A 19,374-nucleotide genomic window follows, 5' to 3' on the forward strand; every position below is an offset into this window, starting at 1 on the left:
GTCGTGTGCGTGTGCACCGTCCTCGTCGTCTCGCTGTCCGGGTGCTCCGCGCCGCCGAGCGTGCCGCCGGACACGCTGATCGGCGAGTCCGTCACCGCGGCCATCGAGCAGGTCCCCACGGGGACCGCCGCTGCCTGGTACGACCTGTCGCAAGCGGTCCTGCACCAGCCGGGAACGCTCATCGGCGGCCCGGAGCCCGACGGGACGGGTGGCGTCGTGATCGCGGTGTGCGCTGATGCCGACACCATCGCGCGGAGCACCAGGATCACGATGGGCGCGGTGCCGAGGGCGGCGTCCGACGACACGGTCCGCCGCCGCGCGGCGGCGGGGGACTACCGAGACCTGCTCCCGGAGTGCGCAGGTCGGTGACGGCGGACGCGGGGCGAGACGGACTGGAGGCTCCCCACCAGCTGGCAGGGGGCCTCCCGTCCGTCATCGCTACGGCAGTCTCGTGAGCCGGACGGCCGCGGACTCGTACGGCTGGAGCTGCAGGTGCAGCCGGTCTCCCCGGAGGTCGACGGTGCCGGCAGCGTCGTCACCGAGGTACGTGCTGCGGACCGCCGACTCGACCGTGATGCCGAGGCCGATGGTGAGGTCGACCGGGTGCTCGGACATCGACTGCAGGCGGACGATCGACTGTCGGTCGTCCTCACCGGCGACGACCGACACCAGCCGGACGCGGTCGTCGTCGAGCGTGATCAGCTCGGCGGTCGCTGCATCGGACGCACCAGAACCGGAGGCCGGCACCGTCAGCATCGGCCGGACCAGGTCCGCGGTGGTCTGGAGCGCGACTGCCTCGACGCGCTGACCCGGTTCGGCACGGACGCCGATCGCGTACTCGAAGGTCGCGGTGAACCCCTGCTCGATCGGGAAGTTCGTGTCCCACACGTTGTTGTGCAGCCACGAGTAGACCGTCGCGGAGCGGGCGGGACTCGTGCTGGCCGGGAACGGGGCGTAGGGCAGGGAGATCGTGCCGGGGTGGACGAGCGGGGCGTCCTTCGTCACCCAGACGACGGCGGCGTCCTGGTCCTCGACGCTGACCCAGTTGCGGATCGCGCGCATGTGCTGCGGAGCGCCGGGGATGTGCGGCAGGCCGTCACCGGTGACACCGCCGGAGACCTCGTACCGGACGACGGGCTGCTCGGCGGCGAAGGGGAACGCGAAGAAGGCGCTCTCCTTGGTGCGCGTGACCGGCTTCGCCAGGCGGTTCGCGATCCGCAGGCGTGGCTCGCCGTGGCGCAGGCGCAGGGTGACCTCGACGCTGTCGACGCCGGCGGCGGCGAAGCGGTAGACCAGGCGCTCCTCGACGGCGTCGGACACCCGCTCGACCAGGACGGCGGGGCCGCCGGTCGTCCGCGACGCGAGGAGCTCGAGCCGGTCGGAGCTCCACAGCTTGTTCGCGAGGTGGTTCACGCCGGCGCCGGACGAGCCGTACTCGTCGTAGACGTACCCGTTGAAGCCGGCCGGCGCGTGCTGCTCGACGATCTCGCGTCCGGTCGCCAGCTCGACGACGGAGCGGATCGTCGACGTCTGCGGGTCAACTGCGACGCGGAGGTAGGCGTTCTCGAGCGTGAAGAGGTCGGCGGCCGGGGTGGTCAGCGCGTCGTGGGTCCGGGGGAGCGCGGGGGCGGAGTCCGCCGACAGCACGTCGACCCGCACGAAGCCGAACGCGGGGACGTCGGTCAGCTGCATGGTGATCCAGCGGCCGGACTCCCGGTGCAGCGAGTTCGACTGCGCCTCGATCACGATCGGCAGGTCGGCGCCGGTGCGGCCGTCGCGGAGCACGACGTGGGCGTCGAGGGGGACCGTCGACTCCTTGAGCAGGAAGCGCACGGCCCCGGTCCTCGCGGCACCGGAGGCGTTCGCCACGACGATCGCGGTGCGGGCGTCGTCGGGAGCGGCGACGGTGTCGGCGAGGTAGACGAGCGCGTGTTCCTCGAAGTCGCGGCCGCGCTGGTGGGCGGTGATCGCCTGCGCGACCTTCCACTGCCACTGGCGCTCGCCGGAGTCGTAGCCCTCGTCGCCGTGGGTCCACGAGTTGCTCGCGCCCCAGGTGTGCTCGTTGAACATCGAGATCGCGTCGTAGGTGGCGTCCGCGTCGGCCCGCTCCGTGGGGACGGCCTGGCCGCCGAGCCACGCGGCAGCCTGGGAGAAGGAGCGGGCGTCACTCACGGTGACCTGGGCCTCGCGGGCCAGGGCGAGGGGGACCGCGGCCGATCCGACGCCCTCCACCCACCAGTCGCCCCAGTCGCCCTCGACGGTGATGAGCTCGTCGCCGTGGCGTGCCTCGGCCTCGGCGAAGAAGTCCTCGTTCGTCGAGACCCGGAGCGTCGGGGAGCTCCAGGTGTCGTTCCAGCGGCGGACGACCTCGGAGAGGTGCAGTCGCGCGGGGCCGTTGTCGCCCATGAACCCCTGCGTGCGGAGGTGCAGCACGTCCCACGGGTAGCCCGGGCGCCCCTCGGCCTGTTCACCATGCGCACCGAAGACCCCGGGCGGGAACGGGTAGCCGCGGGTCGCGAGCGCGGTCAGGTAGGCGGGCAGGTAGGTCTCGGCGACCTCGTACGACTCGGTGAGGCCGACCATCGGACCCTCCATGTACGCCAGACCGTGCGGGCTGTCGGTCATCCAGACCACGATCGAGTTGCCGGCGGGCGTGCGCCAGCGGAACAGCCGTGGCAGGTCGAGAGCGCCGTTCTGGTGCGGCATCGACCGGCCGGCCCAGTTGTGCGCGACGGCGAGGTACCGCACGCCGACGTCGTGCAGGGCGTCCGGCAGCCCGGCGACCTGCCCGGGGACGTCCGTCTGCATGGCGGTGGTGAAGTCGATGCCGTACTGGTCGCGGATCCGGCGGGCCTCGCGCAGCAGCTCGTGCAGTTCCTCGGTCGAGCAGGTGTCGGTGTGCAGGTTGTACGGCATCGCGCTGAGGCCGATCGAGCCGTGCTTGACCAGCTCCACGAACTCGGCGACCTTGGCGGCGGGACGGTGGCGCTCCCAGTCGGCGAAGGCCCAGAGTGCCTCGACGTTCCAGCGGAAGCGCGATGCCTCTGGCCACTCCCGCGTCGCCGCGGCCAGCTCGACGGCGGAGTCGAGGTACGACCGCTGGGAGGAGATGACGGTGGTCTGCGGGTCGGTGTACCCGAAGTCGAAGTGCGAGTGGTGCACGACGTGCACGGACCAGTCGCGCTGGGGGAGGAGCACGAAGGAGAGCTCGGTCCCGGTCTCGGGGATGGCCAGGGTGACGTCGGTCGGTTCGTCGACCGTGCGGACCAGCAACCGGACGGAGGTCGTGTCCGGCGCCGGGGCCGTGCCGACGACGCGGTCGACGCCGTCCGGGCCGGTGAGGGTCGCGGTCACGGCGCTGGGCGCGTCGTCGGGTCCGCCGGCGGTCGCACGGTCGGGTCCGCCCGCGGTCTCGCCGTCGGTCTCCCCGTCGAAGAGCAGGCGCACGCTCTGGACGGCGACGCCGTCACGCTCCGTCTTCAGCGGTTCCGGGATGACCCGGACGCGGGTGCCGTGGACGGTCGCGGCGGCCACGGTGGCCCGGTCGAGGAGCCCGTCACGGGCCTCCAGGTGGGACCAGGGCTGTGCGGAGACGAGGGCTGGTTCGGTCATCGGAGCTGGGGTTCCTTCGGTGGTCGGGAGGGGGATCCGGGTGGTCGGGCTCGGACGTTCGGCCGTCCGCCGCCGGGCTCAGGCGGTCGGGGTCAGGCGGTCGGGCTCACGCCGTCGGGTTCAGCCCGCGGGCGAAGAACCGCTGGAACGCGAAGAACACGATGATGGTCGGCAGCGACGCGACGAGCGCCCCGGCCAGCGCGACCGGCGGTCCGTAGGTCGAGTAGTTGCCGGTGAGGTCGGCGAGCGTGGCCATCACGGGCCGGATGTTCGGGCTGGACGAGAGCGTCAGGCCGAACAGCAGGTCGTTCCAGATCCACGTGAACTGGAAGACGAACGCCGCCAGGAGCGCGCTCGTCGAGAGCGGCAGGTGGACCTGGAAGAACATCCGGACCCATCCGGCGCCGTCGAGCGACGCGGCTTCGCGGACCTCGTTCGGCAGGCCGGACATGTGCCCGCGGACGACGAAGAACGCGAACGGGATCGTCAGCGCGACGTAGACCAGGAGCATGCCGTACTGCGTGTCGAACAGCGACGTGGCCGCGAAGCCGGTGAACAGCGGGGACAGGAAGGCCTGCAGCGGCAGGATCGTGCCGATGTAGATCACCCAGAACCAGAAGGTCGGGCGCTTGACCGGCATGATCGTGACCGCGAACGAGGCGAGTGCGGCGATGAGCACCGCGGCCCCGGCACCGACCACGGAGTACAGCAGGCTGTTCAGCATGCCCTGGCCGACGTTGGCGTTCCGGAACGCGATCCCGATGTTGTCGAAGAGGGACCACGAGGTCGGCCACCACGACGGCGTGCCCGAGTAGTCCGCGCCCTTGGTGAAGGCGTTGACGACGAGCAGGTACGACGGGATCAGCCAGATCAGGGACACGACGATGAGCACGGCCGCGAGGACGCGGCGGGAGGTCTTGGTCATCTGCGGGCTCCTGCTAGTCGGTGGGGCGGAGTTGCCGGCGGAGGTACGCCCACGAGGCGACGACGACCACGACGGTGAGGAACACGGCGACGGCCGCACCCGAGCCGTACCGCGAGAGTGTGAAGGTCTCGCGGTACATGGTGAGCGCGAGGGTCTCGGACGCGGTGCCCGGGCCGCCGTTCGTCAGCAGCAGCACCTGGTCGAAGACCTTCAGGCTGCCGACGATCGAGATGCCCACGACGACGACGGTCATCGGGCGCAGCTGCGGGAAGGTCACGGACCAGAACAGCCGCCAGCCGGAGGCGCCGTCGATCTGGGCGGCCTCGAGCGTGTTCGGCGGGATGGACTGCAGCCCGACCAGGAACAGGATCACGCAGGCCCCCGTGGCCTGCCAGGTCGTCGCGATGATCATCATCACGGTGTTGAGCGGCCACTGCAGCAGCCACTGCGACACCAGAGGGTCGAGGCCCATGGCGCGGAGGAGCGTGTCCAGCCCGCCGTCCGTGGAGAGCATGAACGTCCAGACCACGGCGGTCGCCGAACCGGAGATGGCGTACGGCAGGACGATGGCGAAGCGTGCGAGCGCGCCGAGCTTCAGCTTCCAGGTACCGACCGCGATCGCGAGACCGATGCCGACCGGCAGCAGGAGCGTGCCGACCACCCAGAGGAACGTGTTCAGGACGGACTGCCCGAACGCGGGGTCGGCGAACATCGCCCGGTAGTTCCCCAGCCCGACCCAGCTCCGCGTGAAGCCGTTGTCGTTGAAGAAGCTGCGGTAGATCGTGAACAGGAACGGTGCGACCAGCAGCGCGAGCACGAGCACGACCGACGGGGCGAGGAACGCGCCGCCGGTGAGTCGGACGCGGAGCGGCACACGGTGCCCCGGAGCTGCGCGGGGCGGACGCGCCACCGGGGCCTGCGGGTCGACAGCCGTCTCGGGGACAGGAGGTTGTGTGAGTGTCATGCGGCGTTCCAGGTCTTCCACTCGGTCCGGGCGCGGTTCTCCATGGAGCGGAGGGTGGCGGCACCGTTCGCCTTCGACGGGTTCACCATGAACGCGCCGAGGTCCTGCACGTTGCCCTCGACCAGCGGGGTGGGCGAGGCCTCCCAGTAGCGGGTCAGCTCGACGGGTCGGACGCGGGCGACGTCCTTCGCGAGGTCCTTCACCAGGTCCGACTTCGGCAGCGCGTGCGGGTTCGGACTCGTGTCGCCGAGGAACCCGACCCACGCGGTCTGCACGTCCGTGGCGAGCCAGTTCTTCGCGACGTCGACGGCGGCACCATGCCGGTGTGCCTTGACCGGCACGGACAGCGAACCGCTCTCGACGACGACGGCCGGCTTCGCGTCCCCACGTGGCGGGACGCGGAAGAAGCCGATGTCGTCGTCCGTCAGGCCGGCGGCGAGCAGCGTGTTCGCGAACCAGGTGCCGTAGAGCATCATGCCGAACTTCCCCTTCCCGACGAGCCCGGGCAGGTCGTTCGAGGTGACGTCCGGCGCGGAGAAGAACCCGTCCGCGTACATCCCCGACCAGAGGTCCATGGCCTCGGTCGCCTGGTCGGCGGTGTAGCTGGCCTTGTTCGTCGTGACGGCCTTGTAGTACTCGGGATCGGTCGAGGCGAGCAGCTGCATGAACCAGATCTCGGCCTCCCACGTCGTGGCACCGGGGGAGAGGAACGGCGTGATGCCCGCGTCCTTGAGCGTCTGGGCGGCGTCCATGACCTCGTCGAACGTGGTCGGCTCGGTGATGTCGTGCTCGGCGAAGGCCTTCTTGCTGTAGAACACGGCGTAGTAGCTCTTGTAGAGCGGGACGCCGTAGGGCTTCCCGCGGTAGCTGAACGACTCGCGCTGCGCGGGGTCCACCCAGCCCCGCTCGATGACGTCGTCCCAGACGTCGCTGAGGTCGGTGAGGATGTCGGCCCGGGCGATGTCCTGCAACCGGTAGCCGTTCGTCCACTTGATGAGGTCGGTCGTGCTGTTCGTCTGCGCCGTCATCCGGATGATCTGCCCGTAGTTGGCGACGCTGGCCACCGACCGGGACGTGATCTCGTACCCGATGCGCTTCGCGAGCACGGCAGACGCGGCGGCGTACCCGGGACCCCACGTCGGGTTGTCGCTGTTCAGGGTCACGGTGCCCGGGGTCGAGGGGAGCGTGTCGGAGCCCCGGGCGCACGACGCCAGGGCCATGGCGAGGAGACCGCCGCCGCCGAGGGCGAGGGCGGTCCGGCGGGTCACTCCGGGCCCGCTGGAGAACGGATGAGGCATCGGGCGTTCCATTCGACAGTGAATTGATAACGTTACCAACGGGAGCATACACGGCCGCGGTCCGGCCGCAAGTGGAGCGTCGGGTATACATGTGACCCATGGAGGCAACCGCGGGGTCCGGACCGGGGCGGAAGCCCGCGATGACCGTGAAGGACATCGCCCGGGTCGCCGAGGTCAGTCCGATGACCGTCTCGCGGGTGCTCTCCGGCGGCAAGAACGTCCGGCCGGCACTGCGGGAACACGTCGAACGCGTGATCGCCGAGGTCGGGTACCACCGCAACGAGAACGCGCGGAGCCTGCGACCGGGGCAGCGGTCCGGCCTGGTGGGCGTGATGATCACGAACATCGGCAACCCGTACTACGCGGGCGTCGTGCAGGGCATCGAGCAGGTGGTCGCCGCGACCGGGCGCCGGATCCTCGTCGGCACCACGAACGAGGACGGTGACCTCGAGCGCCAGCTGCTCTCCGACTTCCTCGGCCGCCAGGTCGAGGGGCTCATCGTCGTCCCGGTGGGGCAGGACGGCGAGCGCTTCACCGCGGCACGGCTGCACGACGCCCCGCTGGTCCTCGCCTCGCGCACGGTCGAGCACGCGCCTGCGGACGCCGTCCTCATCGACGACGTCCACGGCGCCCGCGAAGCCACCTCGATCATGCTCGACGAGGGGCACCGCCGGATCGCCTTCCTCGGCAACAAGGTCACGGTGTCCACCGGGCAGCGTCGCCTGGCCGGGTTCCGGAGCGCCTTCGCCGCGAGCGGGACCGACCCGGACGAGCGCTTGGTCGTGCTCGAGCTGCAGGACGCCGACGCGGCCGAGCGGGCGATGCGGGAGCTCCTGCTCCTCCCCGACCCGCCGACCGCGGTCTTCGCCGCGAACAACCGGATCAGCGTCGGGGCCATCCGCGCGATCGCGCGGGGCCGGGCCGACGGATCGGTCACGTCGCCGCCCCGGCTGTTCGCCTTCGACTCGTTCGACTTCGCCGACATGGCGCCGATCCCGCTGTCGGTGATCGACCACGACCCCGCCGAGCTCGGCCGGGTCGCCGCACGGATGCTGCTGTCGCGTCTCGACGGTTCCGCCGACGGCCAGGCGCCGCGGCTCGTCGAGCTCCCGGTGCACATCGTCCACCACTGAGACGTCCGGCCTGCTCGGCCCGCATCGGGCCGGGCACGCTCGGTCTGGAGGCTCGGCTTGCGTCCGCAGGCACGTTCGGCGGTAGTGTTGGTAACGTTATCAGCGCGAAAGGCGTCCCATGACCACCTCCCTGCCCGCAGGCGTGACCGCCGGCCAGTACGACAAGGCCCCGGTCATCGACCTCCCACCCGGCCACGACGTCTGGGCCGCCGAGCGCACCTGGCAGCAGCTCGCGTCGCGGCTCGACGGCCCCGGCTCCCGCACGATGGCCGTCGACACCTACCCCGGCAGCGACCTCGACGGGCTCCGCCGGGAACTCGCCGCGGTGGCACCGGACGCCCTCGTCATCGACGTCGAGGACGCTGCCGCCCTGCCCACCGCCGTGATCGAGGACCGCATCGCCGCGAACCTCACTGACGACCGCGTCTTCGGTGTGCTGGGCCACCAGGTGCTGAGCGACCTCTACGACCAGGAGCGCCTCGAGCAGGTCGCCGAGCGGGTCCGTTCGGCCGGCGGTGCCGTGGTGGTCATCGGCTGGGGCGCCACCCTCGTCCCCACGCGGTTCGACACGGTGGTGCTCGCCGACCTGGCCCGCTGGGAGATCCAGCGCCGACAGCGTGCCGGTGCCCCGAACTGGCGCGCCGACAACGGCGACGAGGACCAGCTCCGCAAGGTCAAGCGCGGGTACTTCGTCGAGTGGCGGATCGCCGACCGGCACAAGCGCACGCTCTTCGACCGCATCGACCTGGTCCTCGACGCCAACGGGTCGATGGCCGACGCCAAGCTCATCGGGGCCGACACGTTCCGCGCCGGGCTCGAGCTCGCGAGCCGTCGACCGTTCCGCGTCGTGCCCTTCTTCGACCCCGGGGTGTGGGGCGGCCAGTGGATGAAGGAGGTCCTCGAGGTCGGGGACGCCGACAACTACGCGTGGTGCTTCGACTGTGTGCCAGAGGAGAACAGTCTGCTCTTCCGCATCGACGACACCGTCGTCGAGCTCCCGGCGCTCGATCTCGTGTTCCGACACCCGCGCGAGCTCCTCGGTGCCAGGACCTTCGCCCGGTTCGGCGCCGAGTTCCCGATCCGCTTCGACTTCCTCGACACGATGTCCGGCGGCAACCTCTCCCTGCAGGTCCACCCGCTGACGGACTACATGCAGAACGTGTTCGGGATGCCGTACACGCAGGACGAGAGCTACTACATGCTCGACGCCGCCGATGACGCCGTCGTCTACCTCGGCGTCCGCGACGACACCGACCCCGCGGAGATGCGCGCCGCGCTCCGGTCGGCGTCCGACGGTCAGGACCCCTTCCCGGCGGACCGGTTCGTGAACACCTTCCCGGCGAAGAAGCACGACCACTTCCTCATCCCCGCCGGCACCGTGCACTGCTCCGGTGCCGACTCGATGGTCCTGGAGATCTCGGCGACGCCGTACATCTTCACGTTCAAGATGTGGGACTGGGGCCGGGTCGGCATGGACGGCGTCCCGCGACCGGTCCACCTCGACCACGCGTTCGCGAACATCCAGTGGGACCGCCGCACCGACTTCGCCCGCGACGAACTCGTGAACCAGGTGACCGAGGTGGCACGGGGCGACGGCTGGGTCGAGGAACGCACCGGCCTGCACGAGCTCGAGTTCATCGAGGTCCGTCGGCACTGGTTCGACGACGTCGTGCCGCACGACACCGACGGCACCGTCAACGTGCTCAACCTCGTCGAGGGCGCCGAGGCCGTCGTCGAGAGCCCGGACGACGCCTTCGAGCCCTTCGTCGTGCACTACGCCGAGACCTTCATCGTCCCCGCGAGCGTCGGGAACTACACGATCCGCCCCTGGGGTGCCGGCGTCGGGCAGCGGCTCGGCACTGTGAAGGCGTCGGTCCGGGGGACCGGCCTCAGCGACTGACGTCCGGGTGCCGCTGCCACACGACGGCGGCACCCGACAGCGGTGCTCGCGCGCCCAGTGCTGCGGGAACGACGAGGGCGTGCTCGGTCGAGCGTCCGAGACCGTCGCGGAGCGGCGGAGCGACGACGTCCCAGGACCGCGCGATCGACCCGCCGACCACGATGCGGTCGGCGCGGAAGCGTTCGACCCACGGCCGGAGTGCTGCCCCGAGCGCGGACGCCGCCGTGTCGAGCACGTCGCGGGCGATGTCGTCCACGGCTCGGGCGAGCGCGCAGATCTCTTCCACCGAGCTCGTCCGACCGGACCTTCGCAGCTGGTCGCGTCGCAGTGCGGGGGAGGAGAACGTGTCCTCGAGCGGGCGGCCGTCGATCGTCAAGCGGTGGACCTCGCCCTCCTCGGGCACGGTGCTGCCGGTGCTGACCTCGACGCCGTCGACGAGGAACGCCGAGCCGACGCCGGTGCCGAGCGTGATGCAGATCGTCCGGTGTGCGTGGGTGCCGGCGCCGGCAGCCCACTCACCGATGCCGTACGCGACGGCGTCGTTGCAGAACCGCACGGCGTCCGGGCTGACCGCGAGCCGTTCGGCGAGGGCGCCCCGCAGGTCGATGCCCGCCAGCGACTGGAACTTGTCCACCCCGGCGAAGGTGCCGGTGCCGGCGCGGTAGTCGAACGGGCCGGGCATCGCGACCGTCCAACCGGGCACCGGACGCGCCGTCGTGAGCGCGCGTGCGGGGCCGGTGAGCTGGTCGAGCAGGACGTCGAGCGGGGCGTGCGGGTCGATCTCGGCGCCCCGTTCGACCAGCACGTCGCCGGGAGCCGCCGGGTCGACGAGCGCGGCAGTGACGTGGCTCCCGCCGACGTCCATGACGCCGACGGGAGCCCGTTCGGTCTGGTCGGTGGTCAACTGACCTTCCCGAGTCGGTCGGGTGACCAGCCGAGCACGGCGAAGACCTGGATCATCGCGGCCTGGTCGAGCGTCGCTGCGGGGCGGTCCCAGTCGGGGTCGCCACCTCCGCTCGGCTGGAAGTGGAACAGGCCGGTGGCCGGGTCGCGGTCGTCCCGCCAGGTCGCGGTGGCCCACTGCTCGGCGGCCGCGCGGTACGACGGGTCGTGCTGCACGGAGTCGAGCAGCAGGAGGTCCTTCACGTAGAACGCGTTGAACACGGCGGGCTGCTGCTGCAGGCGGTTCTCGGCGGTCCAGTACCGCAGAGATGCCTTCGCCGCCGACGTCGCCTGCTGCAGGTACTTCGGGTCCTCGGTCGCGCGGTAGAGGATCGTGGCCGTGCCGATCATGGCGCCCGAGTTGTAGGTCCACAGGGTCGGGTCGATCGTGCCGTCGTCGCCGATGCTGTTCCGGTACAGCCCCGCCGACTCGCGCAGGCAGCGGTTGTTCCAGTTGTAGAGCTTCGTGCTCGTGCGGAGGTAGGACGCCTCGCCGGTCTCCTCGTAGAGGTGTGCCGCGAGCTGTGCGGTGAGCCCGGTCACGTTCGCGGCCCGGACCGTGTTGTCGGGCCGGTCGATCCAGTCGGAGCCGCCCGGGCAGGTCAGGGTCGTGTCGGTGTTCCAGCTGCGCGCGGCGACGTCGAACGCGGCCTCGGCGTGGTCGAGGTACGCCGGGTCGTCGGTCGCCTGGTACTGGCTGACGAAGGACAGCCCGACCACGGCGTTGTCGTCGTAGTAGACGTCGCCGCCGGTGCCGAGCGGCGCGGGGAGGTACGACTCGTACCCGGCCCGACCGCCGGGAGCGACCGCGTGGTACCGCTCGAAGCCGTCGACCCGTGCGGCCGCGGCGTGTGCGTAGGCGGGGCCGACACCGTCGATGCCCTGCAGGTCGAGCGCCGCCTGGGTCGCCTCGCGGTACTCCCAGAGGTACGAGTACGGGTTGCCCGTGGTCGTGTCCGTGTTCTCGCGGTACAGGCCGTGTCCCGCGGAGCCGGTGTACAGGGCGTCCTGCATGGCGTCGTACGTCGCACTGGCACGCTGCTGCCAGACGGCGTCGGGTGACGTCGTCGCTGCCTGTGCCGCCTGCGGTACGCCGGCCACGGCGACACCGAGGACGATCGCGGCCGCGGTGACCTGCGCGCCGCGGACGGTCGCGCTTCGAGTCGAACTGAGCATCGTTGCTCTCCTTCGCGTTGGTATCGTTACCATAAGCGTCTCGCGACCCGGTGACAAGCGCACGGTCCGAGGCGGACCGAGGGCGAGCCTCCCGTCAGCGCGCTCCGTCGGCAGCTGACCGCAGGGTCCGCTCGGCGTCGTCGAGGTAGTCGGCCAGCAGCACGGACGCCGTGGACCGGTCGTCGGCGCGCAGCGCGTCGACGATCGCCTCGTTCCGCTCGACGAACGCAGCGTGGAAGGAGCCGGGGTCGTCCGTCGTCAGGAACGCGAGCCGCATCTCGGCGAGCAGCCCGTCCATCAGGCCCCAGATCCGCTCGCTCGGGACGGCTCGAACGAGTGCCGCGTGGAAGCGGATGTCGGCCGTGCCCACCGCCCGCCAGTCGCCCGCGGCGGCAGCGGCGCGGGCTTCGGACACGGCCGACGCCGCGTCGGCGAGCGCGGGGGAGGACGGGGTGCACGCGTGCACCGCCGCTGCTTCGAGCACGCGGCGGGCTGCGTACAGGTCGACGACGTCGGCGGCCGAGAGGCGACGCACGAACACCCCGCGGTTGAAGACGTGCTCGACGAGTCGGTCGCGGGCGAGGAGCCGGAAGGCCTCACGCAGGGTGTTCCGCGAGACCCCGAGCTGGTCGCTCAACCGCTCCTCGGACAGCTGCGTCCCCGGGGCGAAGTCGCCGGACGCGATCATCGTGCGCAGCCGGGTAGCCGAGGACTCGGCGCCGCTGACGGTTCGGCTCATGCCCCGATCCTGACACGGCCGGGGGACGACTCCTCCACAGACCGCGTGTGTGACCGACGTGTTACAAGTCGCGGGAGGGCCTTGTGATTGTTGAACAATGCAGTCCAGACTGTCCCGCATGTTCGTCCTCATCGGCGTCGCCGTCGTCATCGTCGGCTTCGCACTGCGCGTCAACGCGCTGCTCGTCGTCACCGTCGCGGGGATCGTCACCGCGGCCATCGGCGGGATCGGTCCCGTCGGCATCCTCACCGCGTTCGGCGACGGCTTCGCCTCCAGCCGCAGCGTCACGACCTTCGCGCTCGTGCTGCCGGTCATCGGCCTGATCGAGCGCTACGGCCTGCAGGACCAGGCCAAGCGGCTCATCGCGAAGCTCGACAAGCTGACCACCGGGCGCCTGCTCGCCGGGTACCTCGCGATCCGGCAGGTCACCGCCGCCGTGGGCCTGACGAGCATCGGCGGTCCGGCCCAGACGGTGCGCCCGCTCGTGTACCCGATGGCCGAGGGCGCCGCCATCAAGAAGTACGGCCGCGTGGACGACCCGATGCGCGAGAAGATCAAGGGCTTCTCCGCGTCCTCCGACACCGTCGGCGTGTTCTTCGGTGAGGACGTGTTCGTCGCGGTCGGCTCGATCCTGCTCATCACGACGTTCGTCGACGCCACGTACGACCTGGCGCTCGAGCCGATCGACCTCGCGCTCTGGGCGATCCCGACGGGCATCGCCGCGCTGCTGGTCCACGGCACCCGGTTGCTGCTGTTCGACCGCAAGCTCGACCGGATGGCGGCGGACATGCGCGGCGCCTCGACCACCACGGAGGTGGCAGCGTGATCACCAGCGAATGGCTCTACTGGCTCATCGGCGCGTTCTTCATCGCGGTCGCGGTGCTCATCGTCACCGACCGGGAGCACGCCAAGCGCCTCGGCAACGCGGCGTTCTGGGGCATCCTCGGCGTCTCCTTCTTCTACGGCACGTTCGTCGCCGCCAAGACCGCTCCGTCGTGGGTGCTCGGCATCGCGGTCCTGGTGATGGTGGCGCTCGCCGGCCTCGGCTTCACCGGCACCACGGCCAGGGGCGGCCGGCCGAGTCGCACCCGCGTCGCGAGCATCCCGGGCGCGGGCGTCGGGGCGGAGACCGGCCCGGCGGAACCCACCGGCGCGATGGCCCGGCAGTCGAGCGACAGCACGAGCGTGCTCGCGACGACCTCACCCGAGGAACGTGCGTCCTTCGCCACGCGCTTCGGCAACCGGCTCTTCATCCCCGCACTGGTCGTCCCGGTCGTCGCCGTCCTGGTCGCCACGCTCGGCCCGCTCGTCACGATCGGTGGCAAGCCGTTGCTCGCCGAGGGCAGCGCGACCCTCACCGGGCTCGGCATCGGTTCGGTGCTGGCCGTGGTCGTCGCCGTGTTCGTGCTGCGCCCGCCGAAGATCGCCACACCGATCCGCGAGGGCGGCCGACTCCTGCAGGCCATCGGCTGGGCAGCGCTGCTCCCGCAGATGCTCTCCACGCTCGGCATCGTCTTCACCCAGGCCGGCGTCGGCGACGCGGTCGGCACGATCATCAAGACGATCCTGCCGAGCGGCTCGCTGCTCGCCGCGGTCGTCGTCTACTGCCTCGGCATGGCGCTGTTCACCGTCATCATGGGCAACGCGTTCGCCGCGTTCCCGATCATGACCGCCGCGATCGGCTGGCCGGTCCTGGTGCAGGGCTTCGACGGCAACCCGGCGGCGATCTTCGCGATCGGCATGCTCGCCGGCTTCTGTGGCACGCTCGTCACCCCGATGGCGGCGAACTTCAACCTCGTCCCGGCGGCCCTGCTCGAGATGACCGACAAGTACGGCCCGATCAAGGCGCAGATCCCGACCGCCGCCATCCTGCTCGTCGTCAACATGGGAGTCATGTACGTTGTCGCCTTCTGAGCTCACCCGGGCCGCCTGGGCCGCGGACTTCGCCGCCGTCGCCGCGGACAACATCACCCGCGAGTACCCCTACGCATCGCAGCACACGACGGTGGGCCCGGATGACCGCGCCCTGCCCGTCGAGCTGCACCCCGCCTTCGCGACCTCGTACGACTGGCACTCGTCGGTGCACATGCACTGGCTCGCCGCCCGGTTGGTCGCGTTCGGCCTGCCGGCCAGCCAGGAGGCTCCGATCACCTCGGTCCTGCAGGCCCACCTGACCGCGGAGCACCTCGCGACCGAGGCGGCCTACCTCCGCAGCGCGGCGCACTTCGAGCGCCCCTACGGCTGGGCGTGGGTCATGCGCCTGGCGGCGGAGGTCACGTCGTCGCCAGTGCCCGCCATCCGCGCGCTCGCGCCGGGCTTCGTCCCCGTGGTCGACGCCGTCGAGGACCTCGTGACCCGGTGGGTCGACGGGGCTGCCCACCCCGTCCGGCACGGCGTGCACTCGAACTCGGCGTTCGGCTTGCAGCTCGTGCTCGAGGCCGCCCGGTCGCTCGGGCGCGACGACCTCGCCGCGACGTGCGAGCGCGCTGCCCGCGAGTGGTTCGGCACGGACAGCGGCTGGCCCTTCGCGTGGGAGCGCAGCGGGCACGACTTCCTGTCGGCGGGCCTGGCCGAGGCCGACCTGATGCGCTCGGTCCTGCCCCCGGCGGAGTTCGCCCCGTGGGCCCGTGAGTTCTGCTCCGAGGTGCGCGCTGGCGACGAGGTCCTGCAGTCGACGGTGGTCCGCGACGAGAACGACCCGCAGCAGGTCCACCTGTTCGGGCTCGACCTGTCCCGTGCCGGCTCTGCCCGTCGGGTCGCGGACGCCCTGCGCGCTGCGGGCTCGTCTCCGGACGGCCTGGCGGACCTGCTCGACGACGCGGCCGAGCGGCTGCTCGTGTCCGGGCTCGCCGCGAGTGTCGGCGAGGAGTACTACTCGACGCACTGGTTGGCGAGCTTCGCCTGGGACGCGATGGAGGCCCGCGAACACGCTGGAGCGTGATGGTGGTGATCCACACCCAAGTGGGTCGAAAACATGCCCATCCGAGCGCTTTCTGACACGAATTCGTGTCACCACCGTGGCGGCTGTCGCCGGCCTTCGACGTGAAGCCGAGTCGAATGCGTCTTCCAGTTCAGCGACGCTGCTGCGCGGCGGGTCATCACCCGCGTGGGGGTCGCGGTGTTGAACTGGGAGACGGTCGCGACGCGCCTCGGGCTCGACGAGCGGCAACGGGCGGGCTACCGCGACGCGTTCTCGTCCCCGCAACTCGCGTGGGCACTGTCGCTCGACGCCGACCTGCGGTGACGGCTGTTCCTCTGGCGTTCGCAGAGACAACACCGGCTGTCAAGCCCCTGCGCTAGTTGTCGTGAACAACTACGTTCTGTGGACAGCCGAGAGCCGGCACGACACCGCAGGGATCCGGTGTCGATCGTCACGTCAGGGAGTGACAGCCATGCAGAAGCGAACCACCACCAGAGCAACACTTGCCGCCGTCGTCCTCGGTGCCGCACTCGTCGCCGTGCCGCTCGGGTCGGCGTCCGTCGCGGAGGCCGGGACCTCGGCACCCGTCGGTGACGTCGGCGCCTTCAAGCAGACGTTCCGCGAGGACTTCAGCACGGCGGCCGCGGCGAACGGGGCGTTCGCCAGGACGTACGCGAACGCCTGGCAGCCCTACCCGGACGGCACCTCGGGGATCTACTCCTCCAGCACGCAGGTCAGCGCCCGCGACGGCTACATGGACGTCAAGCTCGACGGCGCGCGCGGGGCAGCAGGGACCTTCGGCACGCCGAACGGTGCCTGGTCGCACGTCGGCGGCAAGTTCTCGGTGCGGGCGAAGGCCGAGGGCGGGACGGGCAACGGCGCGGCCTTCATGCTGTGGCCGTCCTCGAACGTCTGGTCCGACGGCGAGATCGACTACCCGGAGGGCAACTTCGAGAGCACGCCGATGGCGTACCAGCACTCGATGACGCCGGGTCGGGAAGCCACCGCGACGAGCATCAGCACCGGGGTGTCCTGGCGGCAGTGGCACACCTACTCGGTCGAGTGGATCCCGGGCAGGTCCGTGACCTACCTGGTCGACGGCAAGACCATCAGGACCGTGACGGTGGACGTCCCGACGACCCCGCACCGGTACATGTTCCAGGTCGGGAACTGGGGCGGCTCCGGGCACCTCGACATCGACTGGGTCAGCACGTACGACTACGTCGGCTGAGCTGGGTCACACGATCCGGAAGCGGACCGTGTCGCCTGGCCTGAGCTGGGCGGCACGGTCCACCGACGCAGGTGTGAGGACGGCGACGACCGGGTATCCGCCGGTCACGGGGTGGTCGGCGAGGAACAGCACGGGGAAGCCGTCCGGCGGGACCTGGAGCGAGCCGGTCTCGACGCCCTCGCTCGGGAGCTCGTGGGTGACCGCGCGGACGAGGGGCTCCGCCCCGGTCGTGCGGACGCCGACGCGGTCGCTGTCCGAGCTCACCTGGTGGTCCTGCCCCGTGAGGGTCTCGCGCCAGTCCGGGGTGAACCAGTCGTCACGCGGACCCGGGACGACGTCGAGCACGACGGCCTCCACGCGCCAGGGCTCGTGCGGCGGTGCGACGGCGTCGACCACGGGCCACCCGTCGGCCTCGTCGCCGACCGGGAGTGCATCCCCGGTCTGCAGTGGGGGCGGTCCGAGCTGCGCGAGCGAGTCCCACGACCGACTGCCGAGGACCGGCTCGACGGCGAACCCGCCGCGGACGGCGACGTACGAGCGCAGGCCGGTGTCGGGCACGCCGAGGTGCACGGTGTCGCCGGGGCCGAGCAGCAGGACCTCGTACGCGGCCGCGCCGCGGAGGCTGCCGTCTGCCCGCTCGACCTCGACAGGGCAGGCCGCGCCGGTGACGGCGGCGACCACGTGCGCGTCGGAACGGAGCGAGACGGAGCCGAGCAGGGCCTCCAGGACGGCTGCGCCGGGGCGGTTGCCGACCATCCGGTTGGCCAGTGCTGCAGATCCGCGGTCGGCTGCACCGGCCGCACCGAGTCCCATGTCGCTGAAGCCCGGGCGGCCGAGGTCCTGGGTCGTGACGCCGAAGCCGATGCGTTCGACGGTGAGCGAGCTCATGTGCCGCTCGTGTCTACGAAGCGGATGCGCGTGCCGGCGGGGGCGAGGGCGGGCGGGTCGCGGTCGAGTGACCACATCGGGACGTCGGTGCGCCCGATGAGCTGCCAGCCGCCTGGGGAGGTGCGCGGGTAGACGGCGCTGAACTCCCCGGCGAGGGCGACGGCGCCGCTCGGGACGACGGTGCGCGAGGTATTGCGGCGGGGCAGGTCGAGCGAGGGCGCCGTGCCGGTCAGGTAGCTGAAGCCGGGGGCGAAGCCGCAGAAGGCGCTCGTCCAGACCTGGCCGGTGTGCCAGGCGACGAGGTCGGCGGGGGTCCTGCCGGTGAGATCTGCCACGGCGGTGAGGTCGTCGCCGTCGTAGGTGACCGGGATGACGACGGGTGCGGTGTCGGTGGTGGCGTCTGCGTCAGTGGCCGTGTCGGCGGTTGCTGCTGTTGCTGCTGCTGCTGCGGTCGGTGTCGGCGTGACGCGGGCCAGGTCGGCGCGGAGGCGGGTGGCGTCGGTGTGCGTGCGGTCGTAGCGGAACAGGAGCGTGCGAGCGCCGGAGACGACCTCGGTGACCCCGGGTGGTCGGTCGGCGAGGCCGGCGCGGAAGGCGACCGTGTCGTGCAGGGTGGCGAAGGTGGCGAGCAGGGCGCTGTTGCCGGCGGGGCGGAGGTCGAGGGTCATGCGGGAGTCGGGTCCGTTGCCGCTCCGGTGGCGGGCGCGGGCGCGGTTGCGGCTCCGGTGAACGGTGCGATCGCGATGCCCTGCTCGGTCAGCAGCCGCCGGATCGCCTGCGCCATCGCGACGGCGTCGGGGGAGTCGCCGTGGACGCAGACAGAGTCCGCGCGGACGGAGACCTCGGAGCCGTCGACCGCGGTCGCGACGCCCTCGGTCACCATGCGGAGGACGCGCTGGGCCACCTGCTCGGGATCGTGCAGGACGGACCCCGGCGTGCTCCGCGACACCAGGGAGCCGTCGGGTTCGTAGGCGCGGTCGGCGAAGGCCTCGCTGACGGCACGGAGTCCGTGGCGCTCGGCTGCTCGCAGGAGTTCGGAGTCAGGCAGGGCGAGCACGGCGAGGGAGGGGGCGACGTCGGCGATCGCGCGGACGACGGCCTCGGCCTGGACGGGGTCGGCGCAGGCGGTGTTGTAGAGCGCGCCGTGCGGCTTGACGTAGGTGACCTCGGTGCCGGCGACGTGAGCGGTGGCCGTCATCGCGCCGAGCTGGTGCACGACGTCGGCGTACAGCTCGTCCGGCGTGACGTGCACGGGACGCCGGCCGAAGCCCGCGAGGTCGCGGTAGGCGACGTGCGCCCCGACGGCGACGCCGCGCTCGGCAGCGGCGCGACAGGTGGCGAGCATGATCGTCGGGTCGCCGGCGTGGAAGCCGCAGGCGATGTTCGCGCTCGAGACGACGTCGAGCATCGCGGCGTCGTCACCCATGCTCCAGGCGCCGTAGCCCTCGCCGAGGTCGCTGTTGAGGTCGATCGTCGTCACGGGGGCTCCCTGTCGTCGCCGGGTTGTTCAACAATCTAGTCCGGCGGGGGCGGGGAGGCCAGTGGGGGCGGTTCGATGCTGGCGCGTGGTGGACTCGGAACGACAACGTCGAGGTCGTACGACAGCGACGATGTCGCGAAGGACGCATCCGTGCGCATGCTTCGAC

Annotated in this window: 18 protein-coding genes; 8 read left to right on the forward strand and 10 right to left on the reverse strand. The window is 71.3% G+C overall.

Annotated features, from left to right (window positions below; genetic code table 11):
* Nucleotides 1-9: 9 nt before the first annotated feature.
* On the forward strand, nucleotides 10-369 hold the full coding sequence (locus ITJ54_RS11195; protein WP_194628307.1) for a hypothetical protein: 360 nt from the start codon (nucleotides 10-12) through the stop codon (nucleotides 367-369).
* 69 nt (nucleotides 370-438) lie between these two features.
* On the opposite strand, the gene ITJ54_RS11200 is transcribed toward ITJ54_RS11195, so the two are convergent.
* From ITJ54_RS11200 to ITJ54_RS11215, 4 genes are all read right to left on the reverse strand, one after another.
* The gene (locus tag ITJ54_RS11200; RefSeq protein WP_194628309.1) at nucleotides 439-3,612 is read right to left on the reverse strand and encodes a glycoside hydrolase family 38 C-terminal domain-containing protein; all 3,174 of its coding nucleotides are present in this window, start codon (nucleotides 3,610-3,612) and stop codon (nucleotides 439-441) included.
* Between the two features lie 106 nt (nucleotides 3,613-3,718).
* On the reverse strand, nucleotides 3,719-4,537 hold the full coding sequence (locus ITJ54_RS11205; protein ID WP_194628311.1) for a carbohydrate ABC transporter permease: 819 nt from the start codon (nucleotides 4,535-4,537) through the stop codon (nucleotides 3,719-3,721).
* 13 nt (nucleotides 4,538-4,550) lie between these two features.
* On the reverse strand, nucleotides 4,551-5,501 hold the full coding sequence (locus tag ITJ54_RS11210) for a carbohydrate ABC transporter permease (protein ID WP_194628313.1): 951 nt from the start codon (nucleotides 5,499-5,501) through the stop codon (nucleotides 4,551-4,553).
* Nucleotides 5,498-6,799, reverse strand: coding sequence for an ABC transporter substrate-binding protein (locus tag ITJ54_RS11215; RefSeq protein ID WP_194628315.1), 1,302 nt, complete (start codon nucleotides 6,797-6,799; stop codon nucleotides 5,498-5,500). Before ITJ54_RS11215 ends, ITJ54_RS11210 begins: the two co-directional genes overlap by 4 nt.
* 98 nt (nucleotides 6,800-6,897) lie before the next feature.
* On the opposite strand from ITJ54_RS11215, the gene ITJ54_RS11220 reads away from it, so the two are divergent.
* Together ITJ54_RS11220 and ITJ54_RS11225 are read left to right on the forward strand one after the other, a co-directional pair.
* Complete coding sequence (locus ITJ54_RS11220) at nucleotides 6,898-7,932, forward strand: LacI family DNA-binding transcriptional regulator (protein ID WP_194628317.1); 1,035 nt, start codon at nucleotides 6,898-6,900, stop codon at nucleotides 7,930-7,932.
* Between the two features lie 118 nt (nucleotides 7,933-8,050).
* Complete coding sequence (locus tag ITJ54_RS11225) at nucleotides 8,051-9,832, forward strand: class I mannose-6-phosphate isomerase (RefSeq protein WP_194628319.1); 1,782 nt, start codon at nucleotides 8,051-8,053, stop codon at nucleotides 9,830-9,832.
* On the opposite strand, the gene ITJ54_RS11230 is transcribed toward ITJ54_RS11225, so the two are convergent.
* The 3 genes from ITJ54_RS11230 to ITJ54_RS11240 form a co-directional block, all read right to left on the reverse strand.
* Nucleotides 9,822-10,736: an ROK family protein gene (locus ITJ54_RS11230; protein WP_194628321.1), complete on the reverse strand. Its 915-nt coding sequence runs from the start codon at nucleotides 10,734-10,736 to the stop codon at nucleotides 9,822-9,824. The genes ITJ54_RS11225 and ITJ54_RS11230 overlap by 11 nt on opposite strands.
* Entirely contained in the window at nucleotides 10,733-11,950 is a 1,218-nt protein-coding gene (locus ITJ54_RS11235; RefSeq protein ID WP_194628324.1) for a glycoside hydrolase family 76 protein, read from the reverse strand. Before ITJ54_RS11235 ends, ITJ54_RS11230 begins: the two co-directional genes overlap by 4 nt.
* Nucleotides 11,951-12,044: 94 nt before the next feature.
* Nucleotides 12,045-12,689, reverse strand: coding sequence for a GntR family transcriptional regulator (locus tag ITJ54_RS11240; RefSeq protein WP_194628326.1), 645 nt, complete (start codon nucleotides 12,687-12,689; stop codon nucleotides 12,045-12,047).
* Nucleotides 12,690-12,807: 118 nt separating this feature from the next.
* Here ITJ54_RS11240 and ITJ54_RS11245 point away from each other — a divergent pair, with 118 nt between their 5' ends.
* The 5 genes from ITJ54_RS11245 to ITJ54_RS11260 all read left to right on the forward strand — a co-directional run bounded on the left by ITJ54_RS11245 (nucleotide 12,808) and on the right by ITJ54_RS11260 (nucleotide 16,840).
* Nucleotides 12,808-13,515 (forward strand): DUF969 domain-containing protein, encoded by a 708-nt coding sequence (locus ITJ54_RS11245; RefSeq protein ID WP_194628328.1) that lies wholly within the window; start codon nucleotides 12,808-12,810, stop codon nucleotides 13,513-13,515.
* Nucleotides 13,512-14,603: a DUF979 domain-containing protein gene (locus tag ITJ54_RS11250; protein ID WP_194628330.1), complete on the forward strand. Its 1,092-nt coding sequence runs from the start codon at nucleotides 13,512-13,514 to the stop codon at nucleotides 14,601-14,603. Before ITJ54_RS11245 ends, ITJ54_RS11250 begins: the two co-directional genes overlap by 4 nt.
* Nucleotides 14,590-15,630 (forward strand): DUF2891 family protein, encoded by a 1,041-nt coding sequence (locus ITJ54_RS11255; protein ID WP_194628332.1) that lies wholly within the window; start codon nucleotides 14,590-14,592, stop codon nucleotides 15,628-15,630. The genes ITJ54_RS11250 and ITJ54_RS11255 overlap by 14 nt, the downstream gene beginning before the upstream one ends.
* Before the next feature lie 180 nt (nucleotides 15,631-15,810).
* Nucleotides 15,811-15,933, forward strand: a complete 123-nt coding sequence (locus ITJ54_RS18130) for a hypothetical protein (RefSeq protein WP_267238007.1) — start codon at nucleotides 15,811-15,813, stop codon at nucleotides 15,931-15,933.
* A gap of 148 nt (nucleotides 15,934-16,081) precedes the next feature.
* On the forward strand, nucleotides 16,082-16,840 hold the full coding sequence (locus tag ITJ54_RS11260; RefSeq protein WP_194628334.1) for a glycoside hydrolase family 16 protein: 759 nt from the start codon (nucleotides 16,082-16,084) through the stop codon (nucleotides 16,838-16,840).
* Nucleotides 16,841-16,846: 6 nt separating this feature from the next.
* Here ITJ54_RS11260 and ITJ54_RS11265 read toward each other — a convergent pair whose 3' ends face one another.
* The 3 genes from ITJ54_RS11265 to ITJ54_RS11275 are packed head-to-tail and all read right to left on the reverse strand — an operon-like array spanning nucleotide 16,847 to nucleotide 19,208.
* Nucleotides 16,847-17,728 carry a biotin-dependent carboxyltransferase family protein gene (locus tag ITJ54_RS11265; protein WP_194628336.1) on the reverse strand — a complete coding sequence of 294 codons (882 nt, stop codon included), beginning with the start codon at nucleotides 17,726-17,728 and terminating at the stop codon, nucleotides 16,847-16,849.
* Nucleotides 17,725-18,396 (reverse strand): 5-oxoprolinase subunit B family protein, encoded by a 672-nt coding sequence (locus tag ITJ54_RS11270; RefSeq protein WP_194628338.1) that lies wholly within the window; start codon nucleotides 18,394-18,396, stop codon nucleotides 17,725-17,727. The genes ITJ54_RS11265 and ITJ54_RS11270 overlap by 4 nt, the downstream gene beginning before the upstream one ends.
* The gene (locus ITJ54_RS11275) at nucleotides 18,393-19,208 is read right to left on the reverse strand and encodes a LamB/YcsF family protein (RefSeq protein ID WP_194628340.1); all 816 of its coding nucleotides are present in this window, start codon (nucleotides 19,206-19,208) and stop codon (nucleotides 18,393-18,395) included. Before ITJ54_RS11275 ends, ITJ54_RS11270 begins: the two co-directional genes overlap by 4 nt.
* Nucleotides 19,209-19,374: the final 166 nt, after the last annotated feature.

This window comes from Curtobacterium sp. VKM Ac-2865 (assembly GCF_015350905.1).
Classification (GTDB): Bacteria; Actinomycetota; Actinomycetes; order Actinomycetales; family Microbacteriaceae; genus Curtobacterium.

Excerpts from the sequence above, each read along its gene's own strand:
- ITJ54_RS11200 (WP_194628309.1), bottom strand. The coding sequence starts at position 3,612 with ATGACCGAACCAGCCCTCGTCTCCGCACAGCCCTGGTCCCACCTGGAG.
- ITJ54_RS11205 (WP_194628311.1), bottom strand. The coding sequence starts at position 4,537 with ATGACCAAGACCTCCCGCCGCGTCCTCGCGGCCGTGCTCATCGTCGTG.
- ITJ54_RS11210 (WP_194628313.1), bottom strand. The coding sequence starts at position 5,501 with ATGACACTCACACAACCTCCTGTCCCCGAGACGGCTGTCGACCCGCAG.
- ITJ54_RS11215 (WP_194628315.1), bottom strand. The coding sequence starts at position 6,799 with ATGCCTCATCCGTTCTCCAGCGGGCCCGGAGTGACCCGCCGGACCGCC.
- ITJ54_RS11220 (WP_194628317.1), top strand. The coding sequence starts at position 6,898 with ATGGAGGCAACCGCGGGGTCCGGACCGGGGCGGAAGCCCGCGATGACC.
- ITJ54_RS11225 (WP_194628319.1), top strand. The coding sequence starts at position 8,051 with ATGACCACCTCCCTGCCCGCAGGCGTGACCGCCGGCCAGTACGACAAG.
- ITJ54_RS11235 (WP_194628324.1), bottom strand. The coding sequence starts at position 11,950 with ATGCTCAGTTCGACTCGAAGCGCGACCGTCCGCGGCGCGCAGGTCACC.
- ITJ54_RS11240 (WP_194628326.1), bottom strand. The coding sequence starts at position 12,689 with ATGAGCCGAACCGTCAGCGGCGCCGAGTCCTCGGCTACCCGGCTGCGC.
- ITJ54_RS11245 (WP_194628328.1), top strand. The coding sequence starts at position 12,808 with ATGTTCGTCCTCATCGGCGTCGCCGTCGTCATCGTCGGCTTCGCACTG.
- ITJ54_RS11260 (WP_194628334.1), top strand. The coding sequence starts at position 16,082 with ATGCAGAAGCGAACCACCACCAGAGCAACACTTGCCGCCGTCGTCCTC.
- ITJ54_RS11265 (WP_194628336.1), bottom strand. The coding sequence starts at position 17,728 with ATGAGCTCGCTCACCGTCGAACGCATCGGCTTCGGCGTCACGACCCAG.
- ITJ54_RS11270 (WP_194628338.1), bottom strand. The coding sequence starts at position 18,396 with ATGACCCTCGACCTCCGCCCCGCCGGCAACAGCGCCCTGCTCGCCACC.